This window comes from Vibrio sp. R12-SW3-ISO1, from assembly GCF_059834005.1.
On the sequence record NZ_JCBDGK010000002.1, the window covers coordinates 33,076 to 49,808 of the forward strand.

The 16,733-nt window shown below is 49.4% G+C and carries 14 protein-coding genes; 6 read left to right on the forward strand and 8 right to left on the reverse strand.

The features are described 5' to 3' along the window. Positions 1-83 precede the first annotated feature (83 nt). Positions 84-2,099, reverse strand: a complete 2,016-nt coding sequence (gene rep, locus AC6R0R_RS00745) for a DNA helicase Rep (protein WP_500625330.1) — start codon at positions 2,097-2,099, stop codon at positions 84-86. Between the two features lie 220 nt (positions 2,100-2,319). On the opposite strand from rep, the gene AC6R0R_RS00750 reads away from it, so the two are divergent. The 4 genes from AC6R0R_RS00750 (at position 2,320) to ubiK (ending at position 7,607) form a co-directional block, all read left to right on the forward strand. Beyond that, positions 2,320-2,901, forward strand: coding sequence for a TetR/AcrR family transcriptional regulator (locus tag AC6R0R_RS00750; RefSeq protein WP_334555480.1), 582 nt, complete (start codon positions 2,320-2,322; stop codon positions 2,899-2,901). 18 nt (positions 2,902-2,919) lie between these two features. After that, positions 2,920-4,026, forward strand: coding sequence for an efflux RND transporter periplasmic adaptor subunit (locus AC6R0R_RS00755; RefSeq protein WP_500625331.1), 1,107 nt, complete (start codon positions 2,920-2,922; stop codon positions 4,024-4,026). Between the two features lie 12 nt (positions 4,027-4,038). Beyond that, complete coding sequence (locus AC6R0R_RS00760) at positions 4,039-7,149, forward strand: multidrug efflux RND transporter permease subunit (RefSeq protein ID WP_334555453.1); 3,111 nt, start codon at positions 4,039-4,041, stop codon at positions 7,147-7,149. 206 nt (positions 7,150-7,355) lie between these two features. Next, positions 7,356-7,607, forward strand: coding sequence for a ubiquinone biosynthesis accessory factor UbiK (gene ubiK, locus AC6R0R_RS00765; protein WP_334555452.1), 252 nt, complete (start codon positions 7,356-7,358; stop codon positions 7,605-7,607). 182 nt (positions 7,608-7,789) lie between these two features. Here ubiK and ilvC read toward each other — a convergent pair whose 3' ends face one another. Beyond that, the gene (ilvC, locus tag AC6R0R_RS00770; RefSeq protein WP_500625332.1) at positions 7,790-9,274 is read right to left on the reverse strand and encodes a ketol-acid reductoisomerase; all 1,485 of its coding nucleotides are present in this window, start codon (positions 9,272-9,274) and stop codon (positions 7,790-7,792) included. 143 nt (positions 9,275-9,417) lie between these two features. Here ilvC and ilvY point away from each other — a divergent pair, with 143 nt between their 5' ends. Further along, complete coding sequence (gene ilvY / locus AC6R0R_RS00775) at positions 9,418-10,308, forward strand: HTH-type transcriptional activator IlvY (RefSeq protein ID WP_334555450.1); 891 nt, start codon at positions 9,418-9,420, stop codon at positions 10,306-10,308. Between the two features lie 131 nt (positions 10,309-10,439). Here ilvY and hemN read toward each other — a convergent pair whose 3' ends face one another. The 5 genes from hemN to AC6R0R_RS00800 all read right to left on the reverse strand — a co-directional run bounded on the left by hemN (position 10,440) and on the right by AC6R0R_RS00800 (position 15,098). Further along, the gene (hemN, locus tag AC6R0R_RS00780; protein ID WP_500625333.1) at positions 10,440-11,828 is read right to left on the reverse strand and encodes an oxygen-independent coproporphyrinogen III oxidase; all 1,389 of its coding nucleotides are present in this window, start codon (positions 11,826-11,828) and stop codon (positions 10,440-10,442) included. Positions 11,829-12,014: 186 nt separating this feature from the next. Beyond that, positions 12,015-12,506 (reverse strand): DUF2489 domain-containing protein, encoded by a 492-nt coding sequence (locus tag AC6R0R_RS00785; protein ID WP_487902700.1) that lies wholly within the window; start codon positions 12,504-12,506, stop codon positions 12,015-12,017. A gap of 8 nt (positions 12,507-12,514) precedes the next feature. Beyond that, the gene (gene yihI / locus AC6R0R_RS00790) at positions 12,515-13,084 is read right to left on the reverse strand and encodes a Der GTPase-activating protein YihI (RefSeq protein ID WP_487902701.1); all 570 of its coding nucleotides are present in this window, start codon (positions 13,082-13,084) and stop codon (positions 12,515-12,517) included. Next, positions 13,084-13,722, reverse strand: coding sequence for a class I SAM-dependent methyltransferase (locus AC6R0R_RS00795; protein WP_487902702.1), 639 nt, complete (start codon positions 13,720-13,722; stop codon positions 13,084-13,086). Before AC6R0R_RS00795 ends, yihI begins: the two co-directional genes overlap by 1 nt. A 758-nt stretch (positions 13,723-14,480) precedes the next feature. Next, positions 14,481-15,098 carry a c-type cytochrome gene (locus AC6R0R_RS00800; protein ID WP_334555445.1) on the reverse strand — a complete coding sequence of 206 codons (618 nt, stop codon included), beginning with the start codon at positions 15,096-15,098 and terminating at the stop codon, positions 14,481-14,483. A 148-nt stretch (positions 15,099-15,246) separates the two neighbouring features. Between AC6R0R_RS00800 and yihA the strand changes: the two genes are divergently transcribed. Beyond that, on the forward strand, positions 15,247-15,942 hold the full coding sequence (gene yihA, locus AC6R0R_RS00805; protein ID WP_500625334.1) for a ribosome biogenesis GTP-binding protein YihA/YsxC: 696 nt from the start codon (positions 15,247-15,249) through the stop codon (positions 15,940-15,942). A gap of 553 nt (positions 15,943-16,495) precedes the next feature. On the opposite strand, the gene spfP is transcribed toward yihA, so the two are convergent. After that, a complete protein-coding gene (gene spfP, locus AC6R0R_RS00810) occupies positions 16,496-16,543 on the reverse strand; it encodes a small protein SpfP (protein ID WP_438356636.1) in 48 nt (15 codons plus the stop codon). Positions 16,544-16,733: the final 190 nt, after the last annotated feature.

The window sequence follows — 16,733 nt, forward strand, 5'->3', positions numbered from 1 at the left end:
GTAGCGCGTTCTCTACAAGCAGAAATGAAAAAGCGGCTGACTTTAGGGTGAGCCGCTTTTTTGTTTATCTTTTTATCAACGAATTATTTTTTAAACATCGCTCTTAGGTTGGCAATGTGGGCTTGGCCTTTCGCCATTCGCTCTTCTGCGCTTTGCGGCTTTTTGTTGACCTCCCACTCGACATCATCAAACGGCAGTTCATCCAAAAAACGGCTCTGGGTCGGTTTGATCAGCTCGCCAAACTGACGTCTTTCTTTACACATGGTGAAGGTGAGCTCTCGCTGCGCGCGCGTAATACCCACATACATTAAACGGCGCTCCTCTTCGACATTGTCTTCATCGATGCTGGTTTGGTGCGGCAAGATGCCCTCTTCGGCGCCAATCAAATAGACGTAAGGAAACTCCAAGCCTTTTGATGCGTGTAACGTCATCAGTTGCACCGCATCGCTGTCGTCATCTTCTTCGCCACGCTCCATCATGTCACGCAGCGTCAAACGCTGAACCACCTCTTTGAGATTCTTCTCTTCTTTGTCGTAGTTGTCGCCTTCAAGATCCGCCACAATCCAAGAGTAGAGATCGGAGACGTTCTTCATTCTCATCTCTGCGGCCTTCGGGCTCGAGGAGGTTTCGTACAGCCAATCTTCGTAGTTGATGTCACGCACGAGTGAGCGCACTGCACTGACGGTGTCGCCCCGCTCTGCTTGATCGGAAATCTTCACCAACCAGGTGGTGAAGCGACGTAAGTTTTCTAACCCTCTGCCCGTTAGGTGCTGCTCCAGCCCCATTTCAAAACTGGCCTCAAACAGACTCTTGCCACGCATATTGGCATAACTGCCCAGTTTCTCGAGCGTCACCGGACCAATCTCACGTCGCGGCGTATTGACGATGCGCAGAAAAGCGTTGTCGTCATCTGGGTTCACCAAAATTTTTAAATACGCCATGATGTCTTTGATTTCTGCGCGAGCAAAAAAGGAGGTGCCTCCTGAGAGTTTGTAGGGCACTCGGTTTTGCATCAGCGACTTTTCTATCAAGCGCGATTGATGGTTACCGCGATATAAAATCGCATAGTCACGATAGTCCGTGCGGTTGAGAAACTTATGGGCGATCAACTCCCCAGTCACACGCTGCGCTTCATTGTCTTCATCTTTCGCCATCAACACCTTGAGTTTTTCGCCATCAGGAATTTGCGAAAATAAGGTCTTTTCATACACGTGCGGGTTGTTGGCAATTAAGATGTTGGCCGCGCGCAAGATGCGGCTGGTCGAGCGATAGTTTTGCTCCAGCTTAATCAGGCGCAGGTTCGGGTAATCTTCACCAAGCAAGACCAAGTTTTGCGGTTTCGCCCCTCGCCAAGAGTAGATCGACTGGTCGTCATCACCCACCACGGTCAAGCGACCACGTTCGCCGACGATCAATTTGACCAACTCATATTGACTGGTGTTAGTGTCTTGGTACTCATCCACCAGCAGATAACGAATCCGATTTTGCCAACGCTGGCGCACCTCTTCATTAGTGCGCAGAAGAAGCACGGGCAGCGAAATTAAATCATCAAAATCGAGCGCGTTGTACGCCTTCATCTGCTTTTGGTACATCTCAAAACAGAACGCAAACAGCTGTTGCTGCTCACCTTGTGCCTGTGCCTTGGCCTGATCGGGCGTCAGCATGTCGTTCTTCCAATTAGAGATCGCGCTGAGCAACTGGCGCAACAGATCTTTATCCCCATCAAGCTGCTTTTCTGTGAGCTCTTTTAGCAGCGCCATTTGGTCTTGATCATCAAACAGCGAAAAGCCGGCCTTGAGCCCTAGCGCTTTGTACTCACGTTTGATGATGTTGAGACCTAGGGTATGAAAAGTCGACACCATCAAACCTTTGGACTCGTGCTTACCCAACGTCTGACCGACGCGCTCTTTCATCTCGCGGGCCGCTTTATTGGTAAAGGTTACCGCTGCAATATTGCGCGCCTTGTACTGACATTGCTGAACCAAATACGCGATTTTATTGGTAATCACACGCGTTTTACCTGACCCGGCACCCGCGAGTACTAGGCAAGGTCCGGAGACATATTTAACGGCTTCGTCTTGTCTTGGGTTCAGCTTCATTGTCGGCTCAATCTGCATTGCTCAAAGGGAGTGGAATGGCGCTTATGATAATCGCCACCTCATCATATTGCCATGTTTTCGAGGTCACCGATAAGCTCACCTTCAGCCAACCAATAGGTTGAGTAAAAAATATTTATCAAATAAGTGTCATACTTTGTTGCAAAGATGGTTGGGATTCGATCTATAATGAATGAACGTTCATTCATTAACTGAAGTCATCATGCCGGAATCGTTAAATCCAGATAAACGAGAACAAATTCTCGCTGCCGCAGAAATTCTTGTGGCTGAGTCGGGATTTCAAGGCTTGTCGATGCAAAAACTGGCCAAACAGGCCGGGGTTGCTGCCGGCACCATCTACCGATATTTCGAAGACAAGGAGCACTTACTTCGAGAGCTTCGTCTGTCGGTAGCGCAACGGGTGGCGAACGCCATTCAAGCGGGTGTGGACGATGACATGCCACTGAAACGTCGCTACCGCACTATGTGGCTTAATATATGGAATATGGCTGGTTCCAATCTGAAAACCATCAGCAACCGTATTCAATATGAATCTTTACCTTGTGACAGCGGCCAGTCGACTCGTGAGTTGGAGCGCCAGATGTTCGACAAAGTCGACCTTCTTTTTGATCAAGGGAAAGCAGAAGGACTGTTTAAACCTCTCGCCAACGAGGTACTCGCCGGACTCAGTCTTGAGGCTAGTGTTGCCCTTGCACGCAAACACGCTTTAGGACTTTACCCACTGGATCAAGAGGCACTTGAAGCCGCGATTGAAGCCAGCTGGGACGCCATTATCACACATTAACTTGGAGTTCTTATCGGAATGAAAAAGTGGACTTTCTTTATGTTACTTATCGCCGTGCTGCTGTTTGGCAGTGTGATAGGTTTCAATCTCTTTAAGCAGCAGAAGATTGCTGAGTACATGGCGAATCGCCCAGAACCAGAGTTTCCCGTAACGGTAACCGAAGTCGCCTCTATCGATTGGGTTCCTGTGATTGAAGCGATCGGTTTTATCGAACCAAACCAAGGTGTGACGGTTGCCAACGAAACCAGCGGTGTGATTGACCAAATTGCATTTGAGTCAGGCACTCAAGTGGAAGAAGGCCAACCTTTAGTTCTGCTCGACTCCGATGTAGAAAAAGCCAACTTAAAAAGCGCCAAAGCGAAACTGCCTGCGGCCGAAGCCAAGTATAAGCGTTACCAAGGCTTGTACCAAAAAGGCTCAATTTCAAAAGAAGCGTACGACGAAGCCGAAGCCAATTACTTCTCCCTTTTGGCGGATATCGAAAGTTTGAATGCCTCGATTGACCGTCGTGAAATCAAAGCGCCATTCGCTGGCGTGGTCGGGATTCGTAACGTTTACCTTGGTCAATACCTGCAAGCGGGTACGGACATTGTGCGTCTAGAAGACACCAGCGTGATGCGCCTTCGTTTCACCGTGCCGCAAACGGACATCTCACGCATCAATATGGGCCAAGAGGTCGACATTTTTGTGGATGCCTACCCTGCGATTGCGTTCAAAGGCTCAATTACCGCCATTGAACCCGCCGTCAATATCCAAAGTGGTTTGATTCAAGTCCAGGCTGACATTCCAAACAGTGATGGCAAACTGCGCAGCGGTATGTTCGCGCGTGCCAACATCATCCTGCCTAAACTGGAAAATCAAGTGGCGCTGCCACAAACCGCCATCACGTTTACCCTCTACGGTGACAATGTTTACCTTGTCTCTGAGGAAAACGGTGAGAAGCGCGTTAAGCAGCAAGTGATTAAAGTGGGTGAACGCACCCAAGACATCGCTCACATCCTCGATGGGGTGCAACCGGGCGATGTAGTCGTGACATCAGGTCAAGTGCGTCTCAGCAACGGTGCCAAAGTCCGCGTCGTAGAAAGCGATGCGACCACACCACCTGAACAAACCCCTATGCTGTAATGTGGAGGATTCATGCGCTTTACTGATGTTTTCATAAAACGTCCAGTTTTAGCGGTATCGATCAGCTTTTTGATTGCCCTGCTTGGTCTGCAAGCGGTGTTCAAAATGCAAGTTCGTGAATACCCTGAAATGACGAATACGGTGGTGACGGTCACCACCAGCTACTACGGTGCCAGTGCCGATTTGATCCAAGGCTTTATTACTCAGCCTCTGGAACAAGCGGTCGCTCAGGCCGATAACATCGACTATATGACCTCACAATCGGTGCTGGGTCAGTCGACGATTACGGTCAACATGAAGCTCAATACCGATCCTAACGCGGCGCTATCGGACGTGTTGGCGAAAACCAACTCGGTTCGCTCGCAACTCCCCGGCGAGGCAGAAGATCCCACGGTGACCATGTCGACAGGCTCCACCACTGCGGTGCTGTACATTGGCTTTACCAGTGATGAGCTTTCATCGAGCCAAATCACTGACTACCTTGAGCGCGTGGTCAACCCACAGCTCTTTACCGTCAATGGCGTATCGAAAATCGACTTGTACGGTGGGATGAAATACGCCCTACGCGTCTGGTTGGATCCAGCGAAAATGGCCGCGCTTGGCCTGACCGCTACCGATGTGATGAGCGTGCTCAATGCCAACAACTATCAGTCTGCCACCGGTCAAGCGATTGGTGAATTCGTGCTGTACAACGGCAGTGCCGATACGCAGGTGTCGAATGTCGCGGAACTAGAGAATCTTGTTGTTAGCTCGGATGAAGGGGATGTGACCCGTTTAAGTGACATCGCGAAAGTGACGCTTGAAAAGAGTCATGACACCTATCGCGCCAGTGCCAACGGTCAAGAAGCCGTGGTGGCCGCGATCAACGCCGCGCCAAGTGCTAACCCAATCAACATTGCCGCCGACGTGCTAGAGCTGTTGCCTCAACTTGAGCGTAACTTGCCAAGCACCATCAAGATGAACGTGATGTACGACTCCACCATCGCGATCAATGAGTCCATCAGCGAGGTCATCAAGACCATCGTTGAAGCGGCGCTGATTGTATTGGTCGTTATCACCCTCTTCTTAGGCTCTTTCCGCGCCGTTCTGATCCCGATTGTCACCATCCCGCTGTCACTGATTGGTGTTGCGATGGTAATGCAGGCGATGGGCTTCTCGTGGAACTTGATGACGCTACTCGCGATGGTATTGGCCATCGGATTGGTGGTGGATGATGCGATCGTCGTACTGGAAAACGTTGACCGCCATATCAAGCTTGGCGAATCGCCGTTTCGCGCGGCCATCATAGGTACCCGCGAAATTGCTGTGCCTGTCATTGCAATGACGCTGACCCTCGGCGCGGTATACGCTCCGATCGCCTTGATGGGTGGCATCACGGGCTCGCTGTTTAAAGAGTTTGCCCTTACCCTTGCCGGTTCGGTGTTTGTCTCGGGTATCGTCGCGCTGACCTTGTCGCCAATGATGTGTTCAAAAATGTTTAAGGCTAATGAAGAGCCCAACAAGTTTGAGCAAAAAGTGCATCACGTATTGGATCGTATGACCAACCGCTACTCACGTATGCTCGGTGCGGTCATGCAGCGTCGTCCTGTCGTGATTGCCTTTGCACTGATTGTGTTTGCTAGCTTGCCGATGCTGTTTAAGTTCATCCCAAGTGAGTTGGCTCCGTCGGAAGACAAGGGCGTGATCATGCTGCTAGGCACGGCGTCATCGAATGCCAACCTCGACTACATGCAAAACACCATGAACGACGTCAACACCATCTTATCGGATCAACCGGAAGTGGCGTACGCGCAGGTGTTTACTGGTGTCCCTAACTCCAACCAAGCGTTTGGTATTGCATCAATGGTGCCTTGGAGTGAGCGCGAAGCAAGCCAAGCGGAAGTCACCAACCGAGTGAGTGGACTGGTATCAAATGTTCCGGGTATGGCGGTCACGGCATTCCAGATGCCTGAGTTGCCAGGTGCGGGTTCAGGTCTACCAATTCAGTTCGTGATCACCACACCTAATGCATTTGAAAGCTTGTTTACCATCGCGTCTGACATCTTGCTCACGGTGCAATCAAACCCGATGTTCGTCTACTCGAACCTGGATCTGAACTACGATTCAGCGACGATGAAAATCAACATCGACAAAGACAAAGCCGGTGCCTACGGTGTGACCATGCAAGACATCGGTATCACATTGAGTACCATGATGGCCGATGGTTACGTCAACCGTATCGACCTCAATGGCCGCTCGTACGAAGTGATCCCTCAGGTCGAGCGTAAATGGCGTCTTAACCCAGAATCGATGAACAACTACTATGTGCGCGCCGCGGATGGCAAAGCCGTACCTCTAGGTAGCCTCATCACCATTGATGTGATTGCTGAGCCTCGCTCGCTGCCACACTTCAACCAGCTTAACTCGGCCACCATCGGTGCCGTACCCGCTCCGGGTACCGCGATGGGCGACGCAATTGCTTGGTTTGAAGAGACCGCAGTGAATAAATTGCCAAGCGGTTACAACCATGACTACATGGGTGAAGCTCGTCAGTACGTGACAGAAGGCAGCGCGCTATACGCCACCTTTGGTTTGGCGTTGGCGATCATCTTCTTGGTATTGGCGATTCAATTTGAGTCCGTAAAAGATCCGCTGGTTATCATGGTCTCGGTTCCGCTCGCCATTTGTGGCGCCTTAATCGCTCTTGCCTGGGGCGCGGCATCGATGAACATCTACTCACAAGTCGGTTTGATCACTCTGGTCGGTCTTATCACCAAGCACGGTATCTTGATTTGTGAGGTTGCCAAAGAAGAGCAGCTGCACAACAAACTGAGCAAAACTGAAGCGGTGATGGAAGCAGCGAAAGTGCGTCTGCGTCCGATCTTGATGACAACGGCGGCGATGATTGCTGGTTTGATCCCGCTGATGTACGCCACCGGCGCCGGCGCGGCGCAGCGCTTTAGTATCGGTATCGTGATTGTCTCTGGTTTGGCGATTGGTACGCTGTTTACTCTGTTCGTACTGCCAGTGATCTACAGCTACCTGGCTGAGCAGCACAAGCCTCTACCGGTGTTCGTTGAAGATGACGAACTCGAGGCGTTAGCGCGTGAAGATGAGCAGCGCGCCGCGCAGCAGTCGTCATAAAATACACACGCCCTCATTCAATATCAAAAGGTCACTTCGGTGGCCTTTTTTATTGTGATTCTACGTTTATCGTTATTCGACTTTTATTGCTGTTCGACCAACTATTGCTATTCCACCAACGCGCGCACGCTTTTTACGCAACACTTGACGACTTTCCCCGTCCGATTACGTAGAATACAGACAAGAATAATAGGAGTAGTTGCCACATGTTTGACCCAAAGAAACTGGAACAAATTGCCAAACAAATTCATGACTCTATGCCCGCCCCTGTTAAAGAGCTCGGCGCGGACGTTGACCAAAAAGTACGCCAAGTAATTCAAGGCCAACTCAACAAGCTTGATGTGGTTAGCCGTGAAGAGTTTGATGTTCAAACGCAAGTTCTACTGCGCACGCGTCAAAAGCTGACGGAAATGGAACAAAAGCTCGCAGAGCTTGAAGCCAAACTGGCCGACAAGTAATCGGCTCAGCGCCCACTCTCGTGTGGAATCGCGTACGAAAGAAAGACAAAAGGCTTGGTCTACTGACCAAGCCTTTTTATTAGATGTCGTGTTTTATTTTGTATTTATCACCCCAGTCTGCCTGGAGTTTATTGACTGCGCCAAACTCGCCTAAGCCGATGACGCAGTGAAAATTGCAGTGATTAGCCGCCAACCGCGATGCGTTTCATGTCTGTCATGTAACCACGCAGCTCTTCACCGATGTACTCAACCGGGTGGTTGCGAATGGTTTCATTCACTGCGATAAGCGTCGCGTTGTCCACTTGGTTCGATGTCTCACCTAGGCCTTTACCAATCACATCGGTGTTCACCGCTGGCATAAACTTCTCGCGCAGTAGCGGCGTCGCTACGTTCGCAAACAAGTAGTTGCCGTATTCCGCCGTATCAGAGATAACAACGTTCATTTCGTACAGACGTTTACGAGCAATGGTGTTCGCAATTAATGGTAGCTCATGCAGCGACTCGTAGTACGCCGATTCGTCGATAATGCCAGAAGCCGTCATCGCTTCGAATGCCAGCTCTACCCCAGCGCGCACCATAGCCACCATCAAAATACCGTTGTCGAAGTACTCTTGCTCAGAGATCTCAACGTCAGTTTCTGGGTAATTTTCGAATGCCGTTTCACCGGTCTCTGCACGCCAGCCTAGTAGGTTAACATCATCGTTCGCCCAGTCAGCCATCATGGTGCTAGAGAAGTGACCAGAGATGATGTCATCCATGTGCTTGTTATACAGCGGACGCATCAGCTCTTTTAGCTCTTCAGAAAGCTCAAACGCTTTGACTTTAGCTGGGTTAGAGAGGCGATCCATCATGTGCGTGATGCCACCAAACTTGAGTGCTTCCGTGATGGTTTCCCAACCGTATTGCAGCAGTTTACCTGCGTAACCAGGATCGATACCGTCGGCGATCATTTTCTCGTAGCAGACGATAGAACCCGCTTGCAGCATGCCACATAGAATAGTCTGCTCACCCATCAGATCCGATTTTACTTCAGCAACAAATGAAGACTCTAGACAGCCTGCGCGGTGACCGCCTGTACCGGCCGCCCATGCTTTGGCGATGTCCCAACCTTCACCTTTCGGGTCGTTTTCTGGGTGAACCGCAATCAGGGTAGGAACACCAAAGCCACGCTTGTATTCTTCACGGACTTCGGTACCTGGACACTTAGGCGCCACCATGACAACCGTTAGGTCTTCACGGATCTGCATGCCCTCTTCCACCACGTTAAAGCCGTGAGAGTAACCCAGTGCCGCGCCTTGCTTCATCAAAGGCATAACCGTTTCTACAACGTTGGTGTGCTGCTTGTCTGGCGTTAGGTTAATCACTAAGTCTGCTTGAGGGATCAGTGTTTCGTAGCTGCCCACTTCAAAGCCGTTGTCTTTTGCATTTTTGAACGATTGACGCTGCTCGTCGATCGCCGCTTGACGCAATGCGTAAGCCACATCCAGACCAGAATCACGCATGTTCAAGCCTTGGTTAAGACCTTGAGCACCACAACCCACGATGACCACTTTTTTTCCTTTTAGGTAATCCGCTTCTGATGCGAATTCGCTGCGGTCCATAAAACGACAACGACCCAATTGGTCAAGTTGCTCACGTAAGTTCAAAGTATTGAAATAGTTAGCCATGTGGCGCTCCTTTATAGAATTTTTCCGTATCGGTCGGTGGCTTGGCACCGAATGAGTCCATACTAAAGCAGGTATTTAATTGCTTAAAGTGATATATTCACAATTAGTAATTGCAATTAATGCAACAAGGAAATAACGGTTTTATGAATATCAAAAGTCTCCAGCTGTTTATCCATTTGTGCGACAGCCAAAGCTTTGCCAAAACCGCCAGCGCGATGCACATCAGCCCATCAGCGCTCAGTCGACAAATTCAAAAACTGGAGGCGGATACCGGTCAAACGCTGTTCGTGCGAGACAACCGCAGTGTAGAGCTCACCCCTGCGGCAAAAAAACTGCTGCCGGTTGCGCTGTCAATTCAAGGCGAGTGGCAGACGTACCGTGCGCAGCTCAAAGGACAGGATGCGGAGTTGCGCGGCGAGATCCGTCTTTTTTGCTCTGTGACCGCAAGCTACAGCCATCTGCCTGATCTCTTGTCTGAATTTCGTCTCCAACATCCGTTTATTGAATTCAAGCTCTCCACTGGCGATCCTGCACAAGCAATTGACAAGATCATCAATGATGACGTGGACGTGGCGATTTCTGCCTTCCCCGAACAACTGCCAGCGCGAGTCGAGTTTGAAACCATCAGCGAAATCCCTCTATCAGTGATCGCGCCCACCGGCGTGAGTCACTTTGCCCACTCGCTTGGCCAAGACAAGCCGGATTGGGCCAACATCCCCTTTATTGTCCCAGAGTCTGGAACGGCAAGAGATCGGGCGAATGCCTGGTTTAAAGCGATGAAGATTAAGCCCAATATCTACGCGCAAGTCTCGGGGCATGAAGCGATCGTCAGTATGGTGGCGTTAGGCTGTGGTGTGGGGATTGCGCCGGATGTGGTGATCAACAACAGCCCAGTCAAAGAGAAGATTCAGCGCTTAAAAGTGGCGTCGATTGAACCGTTTAAACTCGGTGTGTGCTGCAAACGATCGCAGTTGGATAACCCATTGGTTAAGGCACTGTGGGAGGTGGCACAAGCGACTTATATTGCGCCTTAATGACCATGCTTACCCTGCTCCAAGATAAACAAAAGCGCGACATAACGCCGCGCTTATCTCTCTACTGATAGTCTGTCTTATCAAGGGCGAACTGGGCCTCCCTAGACTATCTCTCGTTGCCGTCGAAGCGTTTAAATCACCCGTGAGAATTGCTGCTGACGCGCTTTGGCTCTTAGGTATTTGTCAAAACACATGCAAATGTTGCGGATCAGCAATCGACCACGCAGGGTCACCTGAATCGAGGTGGCGTCTTTCTCCACCAAGCCATCATCGATGAAGGTTTGCAGCAATTGCAAATCTTGCTTGAAGTACTCATCAAACGTGACGTTAAAGCCTTGCTCAATAGCGCGGATATCGAGAGAGAAATTACAGATCAGTTGCTTAATCACTTCACGTCGAAGTAAGTCATCACTATCAAGGACCACACCTTTCCATAAGGCATGGCGCTGGCCACTGACTTGTGCGTAGTACTTTTTCAACTCTTTCTGATTTTGCGCGTAAGCGTCACCAATCATGGAGATGGCTGACACGCCAAAACCGACTAAGTCACAATCACCTTGAGTGGTGTAGCCTTGGAAGTTGCGATGCAGCTCACCGCGGCGCTGCGCCACCGCAAGCTCATCATCTGGTAGCGCAAAGTGATCCATACCAATGAACTGATAGCCAGCACTGGTCAAAGTGGCGATGGTGTCTTGCAAAATCGCCATCTTCTCTTGTGCTGCAGGCAGATCGTCATCTTTGATTTTACGCTGCGCGGCAAAAAGGCTCGGCATGTGGGCGTAGTTAAAGACGGACAAACGCCCCGGCTGCATCTTTAACACTTGCTCAAGAGTCTTAGCAAACGAGGCTTGGGTTTGCTTGGGCAAGCCATAAATCAAGTCTAGGTTGGTAGAACGGAAACCCAATTGCTTGGCACGCTCAACCATGGCGACGATGAACTCTTCATCTTGCTCTCGATTGACGAGCTTTTGAACCTCTTTGTTGAAGTCTTGTACGCCGATACTCAAGCGGTTGAAGCCTTCGCTGCGTAGGTGATCCAGCATGTCGAGCTCAATTTCGCGTGGATCAACCTCAATACTGATTTCCGCGTCAGTGTCGAAATAGAATTCGGCGCGCAAAATCGCCATCAAACGGCTCACTTGCTCCTTGCTTAAGAAGGTTGGCGTTCCGCCACCAAAGTGCAGTTGGGTGACTTTGCGCTCATGGAGTAACGACGCGCGAGTGCGGATCTCAAGCTCCAGCACATCCAAGTACTCATCGGCCTTGTGCGAGTGGCGGGTAATGACCTTGTTGCAGCCGCAGTAGTAGCAAAGCTTATGACAAAACGGGATGTGGATATAAAGCGAGAGAGGACGCTGAGGGTACTCAGTACACGCCATATCGTAATCCGAGATGGTAAAGGCCTCATGAAACTCCAGCGCGGTGGGGTATGAGGTGTAGCGAGGACCCGAATAGTTGTACTTATCAAGAACCGCTTGGTCCCACACGATTTGCTGACTGGCGACAACTGGCTGCGACATGATGATATTCCGTTTGGGCTATAGGCCATGACTGAGCTTGGCTCTAGCAAAAAAGAGACGTCTTATTATGGCCCGCTATTTTGCCATACAAGTTAGCAACCCGTAGAGGGGCACGAAGAATTTTGAGCAGCAATGCTCAGTTTTGATACCTCGATCACTGCCACTTTGGGGTGATCGAGGTGCGAATTAGCCGATCGTCTGAATATTGATCTGGTTATTCAAAGGTTGAACGTGCTTTTGCAAACGAGTTAACTCAGCCACAATCGCGTCTTCAAGACGGGATTCTGCTTTGTGTCGCTCTAAGTTTTGCTTCATGCGTTCTTTTTTCGGTAAGGCTTGACGCTCGTCACCACGAGCCATCTCTTTGACAATATGGTAAAGCTCAGAGGTCGCTGGGTACTCACTGTCAAAGTCGACGCGCGATTCCCCTTGGACGTAATCCATAATGTTGTAGAGGCGAATGCTGATTTCTGATAAATCGCATTGGCCCTGAATGCCTGCTAAACACAAGGTGCTGACACTCTCAAAGATATTCGCGTTGCGCTTGTCGATCGCCAGCTTTTGATGATGCAGTTGCAAAGCCTTTTGCTTTTTCAGTTGCAGCAACAGGTACCCTGCGTAAGAAGCGAGGCCGAGAATGACAGCGCCACCAGCGATGGCTAACAAGGTGACATTCATTGGGCGTGTTATCCTTTAAATTGGTTTAAATCCAAGTCTTCGAACTGCGAGAGAAGTTCATCATCGGTGGCCAATTTCTTGCTCGACTTTTTACTCGCAGGCACAACAGGTTCACTCTCTTGCTCTGCGTCGTCGTCCATCTCGTCGTCTTCTTGGTAGAGACCAAGTTGCTTCATCAGCACTTCGATGCGCTCTAGCTTCTCATCGACGTATTTCTGTAGGCCGGCACCTAAACTCTCACCGTTATCGAGACGGTCAAGCAACACGTTCAACTGCGCGTCGTTTTCCAGCATCTCCAGCTCTTGCTCCGCATTGAGACGGCGCTGCGCTTTGGTCTGCTTTTTCGGCGCATCCACAATCAGCGGAATCTTCTTTTTGCTGCCCAAACGTGGGTCACGCGCGCCGCCCGAAGTGTGCTGCTTCGCTTGCTTGGCTTCTGAGTTACGGTTACCGGTCTTTAGACCTTTGCGTTTTTTGTCTTTCTTACGTAGGCGTCCTTCAACATCAGACTCTGTACGATTACGAACGACAATCAGGTCACCATTGCCACCTGATCGGGCTTTTTTACTACGGCTCATTACTGGGGTTTCCTCAGTAAAATTACATCATTTCCAATAAATTCTAGCTCGAGCTGATCCCGCTCTGCCAAGTAGGCAAACGTCGCACGACTAAAGAAGATCACGTGGGTGGGATCGTTCTTGTAGTGCCAGTTTGCAAACGCGTCGACATCGATGACCATCTTCGTCATCAACCCTATCCAGCCACCAGGCTTAACCAAATTTAACCATTGCTTCCACACGATGTCGGGCTGATACAAATGCTCGATCACTTCGGTGGAGGTGATGAAGTCGTATTGTCTCTCTAATACCGTCACATCAGGATAATAGTAAAGATCATACACACTCATCGTGTGTCCTTGCTCCTCCATCATCAATGACAATGTCGGGCCAGGGCCACAACCAAAATCTAACCCGTGAGAATGGGGCGCCACTCTGTGTAACATGGGGTCAGCCACGCGCGATAAAAAGCGTCGGTAACCGACATCGCTGGGCGAGTTCTCATGTTGATCATAGTGGGCTTTTTCTGTCGCCGCATCCAACCTTTGCAAAGCCGGTACAAACACCAACTGGCACTGCGCGCACTGTAAATAGTCACGACGTTTATCAGAAACATACGCGTGGGTATCCACACTGTGACAAAGGGGACAAGGTTCCATAATGACATCCTCAAACAGGGATGCGAAACATACCAGAAACTCGACCTAGAGTGGAGGGCTATTGTACAAATTCCCATCAATTGATGAAAATATTCTCTATGAGAGAAAGAAAAGAAATGGCGAATATGTCGCGATGTAGAAGAGATAAAAAAAGCGATAGGAACCCTATCGCTTTCTAAATGCCTGACGGCGAAACTGTGTTGCATCGATATCAATGCATCAAATGTCCTTTTGTTTTTGGTGCTTTCCCTGCAAAAGGTGTTGTTTTTCACTGTCCGAGTGAATTTTGGCTTTCCGTTGGCGACGTCCCGTCACTGAGCTCATCCTGAGCCTGATCCCTTTCGCTGTCTAAACCATCAGACAAGTCGATCATCCTTATCCAGCAGGCATCCTGCCTACCCTTTCCATATCAACTGCCGAGTTTCCGTTACTCGCATCCGTGGAGACCATCTTGGTCTGTCATCCTGATTCAGCGCCCTGCCGATGTGTTCACTTTACCCCAATGATTCGCTCAGACAATCCGGCTCAGACTTTTATTGCACTTTTTTTTCGCTCTTGTTTTCCACTCTTTATTTTTCATTAGGTTAGCGAGTTGTCCGTCTGAATTGCGTCATTCGATATAGCCAATGTCTCACAACATAGATAGAGAGATGGCGTATCGAGTAGAAAAACGGGGTGTGATCGAGCTCAAACGAAACAGCCCAAACCGATCGGCTTGGGCTGTTTCTCTACTGCGATGCTCGAACAGGCTGAGGTGATCAGTGCAGACCGCCTACGTATTTGGATAGGGTTTCGATATCATCATCCGTTAACTTTTTCGCAATATCACGCATCATGGCATTCATGTCATTGGCGCGTGTGCCGTCACGGAATTTTAGTAATTGGGATTTAATGTAATCGGCGTGCTGACCGGAGATCTTAGGGAATCCAGACAGTTCAGTACCGTTACCACGCGGGCCGTGACATGCGATACACGCCGTCAATCCGCGCTCTGCATCACCAGCGGTGTAAAGGGTTTTGCCTTTCTCCACCACATTTTCAGGTGTGGTGTTGTGCGAAATAGGCAGAGAAGCGTAGTACGCCGCAAGATCTTGCATGTCCTGCTCTGACAATGGCATCGCCATGCCACTCATCACAGGGTCCATACGGCCTTGCTGGCCATTGCTGGTCATACCCAGTTTCAGGTCTTTTAGCTGCTTTTCGATATATTTAGCATGCTGACCTGCCAATTTCGGGTACATGGCGAGTTGACTGTTGCCATCAGCACCATGGCAGGCAACACACGTTTGAGATTTTGCTTTACCAGCTTCGATGCTGCCTTGGGCCCACACAGAGCAGCTGGCTAAAAGACTCAAGATTAGCGCTAATTTCTTCATGACATTCCATTATAATTATCAAGCTTCCAGTACCACTCTGCGTTGCCACTCATGGTACAATAGGCGACCTTATGCCGAGCACGGTTATTTTACACAATTTCACAAAAAAGTAATCAATCGACTACACAAAGTCGAGATGGAGTTAACAGTGAGCGTAAAAATTCATTATCAAAACACGCATTTCATCACCAGTGCACCTGATATTCGTCATATGCCAGAAGATGAAGGCATCGAAGTTGCGTTCGCAGGACGTTCCAATGCGGGCAAGTCCAGCTCGCTCAATCGACTGACCAACCAAAAGAGCTTGGCGAAGACGAGTAAAACACCTGGCCGTACTCAGCTAATTAACCTATTTAAGGTTGCAGACGGTTGTCACATTGTCGACTTGCCGGGCTATGGCTTTGCCCAAGTCCCACTTGAGATGAAGAAAAAGTGGCAGAAATCCCTTGGTGAATACCTGCAAAAGCGTCAATGCTTGAAAGGGTTAGTGGTACTGATGGATATTCGTCATCCGATGAAAGATCTCGACCAGCAACTGATCTACTGGGCGGTCGATTGCGGCATTCCAGTACAAGTTTTGTTGACCAAAGCGGACAAACTGAAAAGTGGCGCGCGTAAAGCGGCCGTATTGAAGATCCGCGAAGCCGCCCTTGGCTTTGGTGGTGATGTCAGCGTCGCCGCCTTCTCCTCATTGAAAGGACTGGGCGTCGATGTGCTGCGCAATAAACTCGATGAGTGGTTTGCCCCAGCCTTTGCCGAGAGTGCGCTTGAGGTGCTCGCAGAACAGGAAGCGACCTCCGCTGACGAGTCAGCCGACGAACAACCGTCAGATCCAAACGCCTAAAGCGTTCATCCCACTCATATCCAATCACATATCCAATGAACAGGCTCTATCCATCGATAGGGCCTTTTTTCTGTCTGAATAGAAGCGCTGAACGTGAGGTGCAATTCGTTTGCCAGCGAAACAATAAAAACCCTAACGCCAGAAACAAAAATCCCCACCATCCTGGCGGGGAAACGGGAGAGAAATAACTGGTAATAATTATTATGCTCCTAGCATAAGCCAAGCCCGCTAAAATGCAATCGCCCTACTACTGAAGTCACAGCGCAAATAAAACACCAACTATCCTCGTAATTACAATCACTTAAGAACAAAAACAACGAAAAATATGCACACCTACACACATGATTTCTGAGTCAAAATAACCAAAGTGTGATTGGTGTTTTGCTACATTTGATGAAAAGAAAACAAAACGAATGAAATCAGCTGACAGGCGATAAGCCAAGTGAACGGAATAGCGAATAAGGCGTGCTTTTAGGCAGGGTGCTGAATTGTTTGGACTTTTCTTTCGCACAATAAAAAACGCCCCAGTCAAAAACTGACTGGGGCGGCTGAATCAGCCTAATCCAATAACGTGAAACAAAAGGTCTGAAAGATAGAACATCTTACCTCTGTACCCTACGCCTCTTAATGTACAACAATTGGTCAGAAAGTGAAACCTTTTTTGTAATTTTTTTTCATTAAAGTTTTATTAAGCAACATTTGATATGGCTAGGCCGGATCTTATTTAGAGGCAAAAAAAAGTCAGCGTTTGTGCGCTGACTCAACTTATTTCACCAATTTAGTGCAAATTA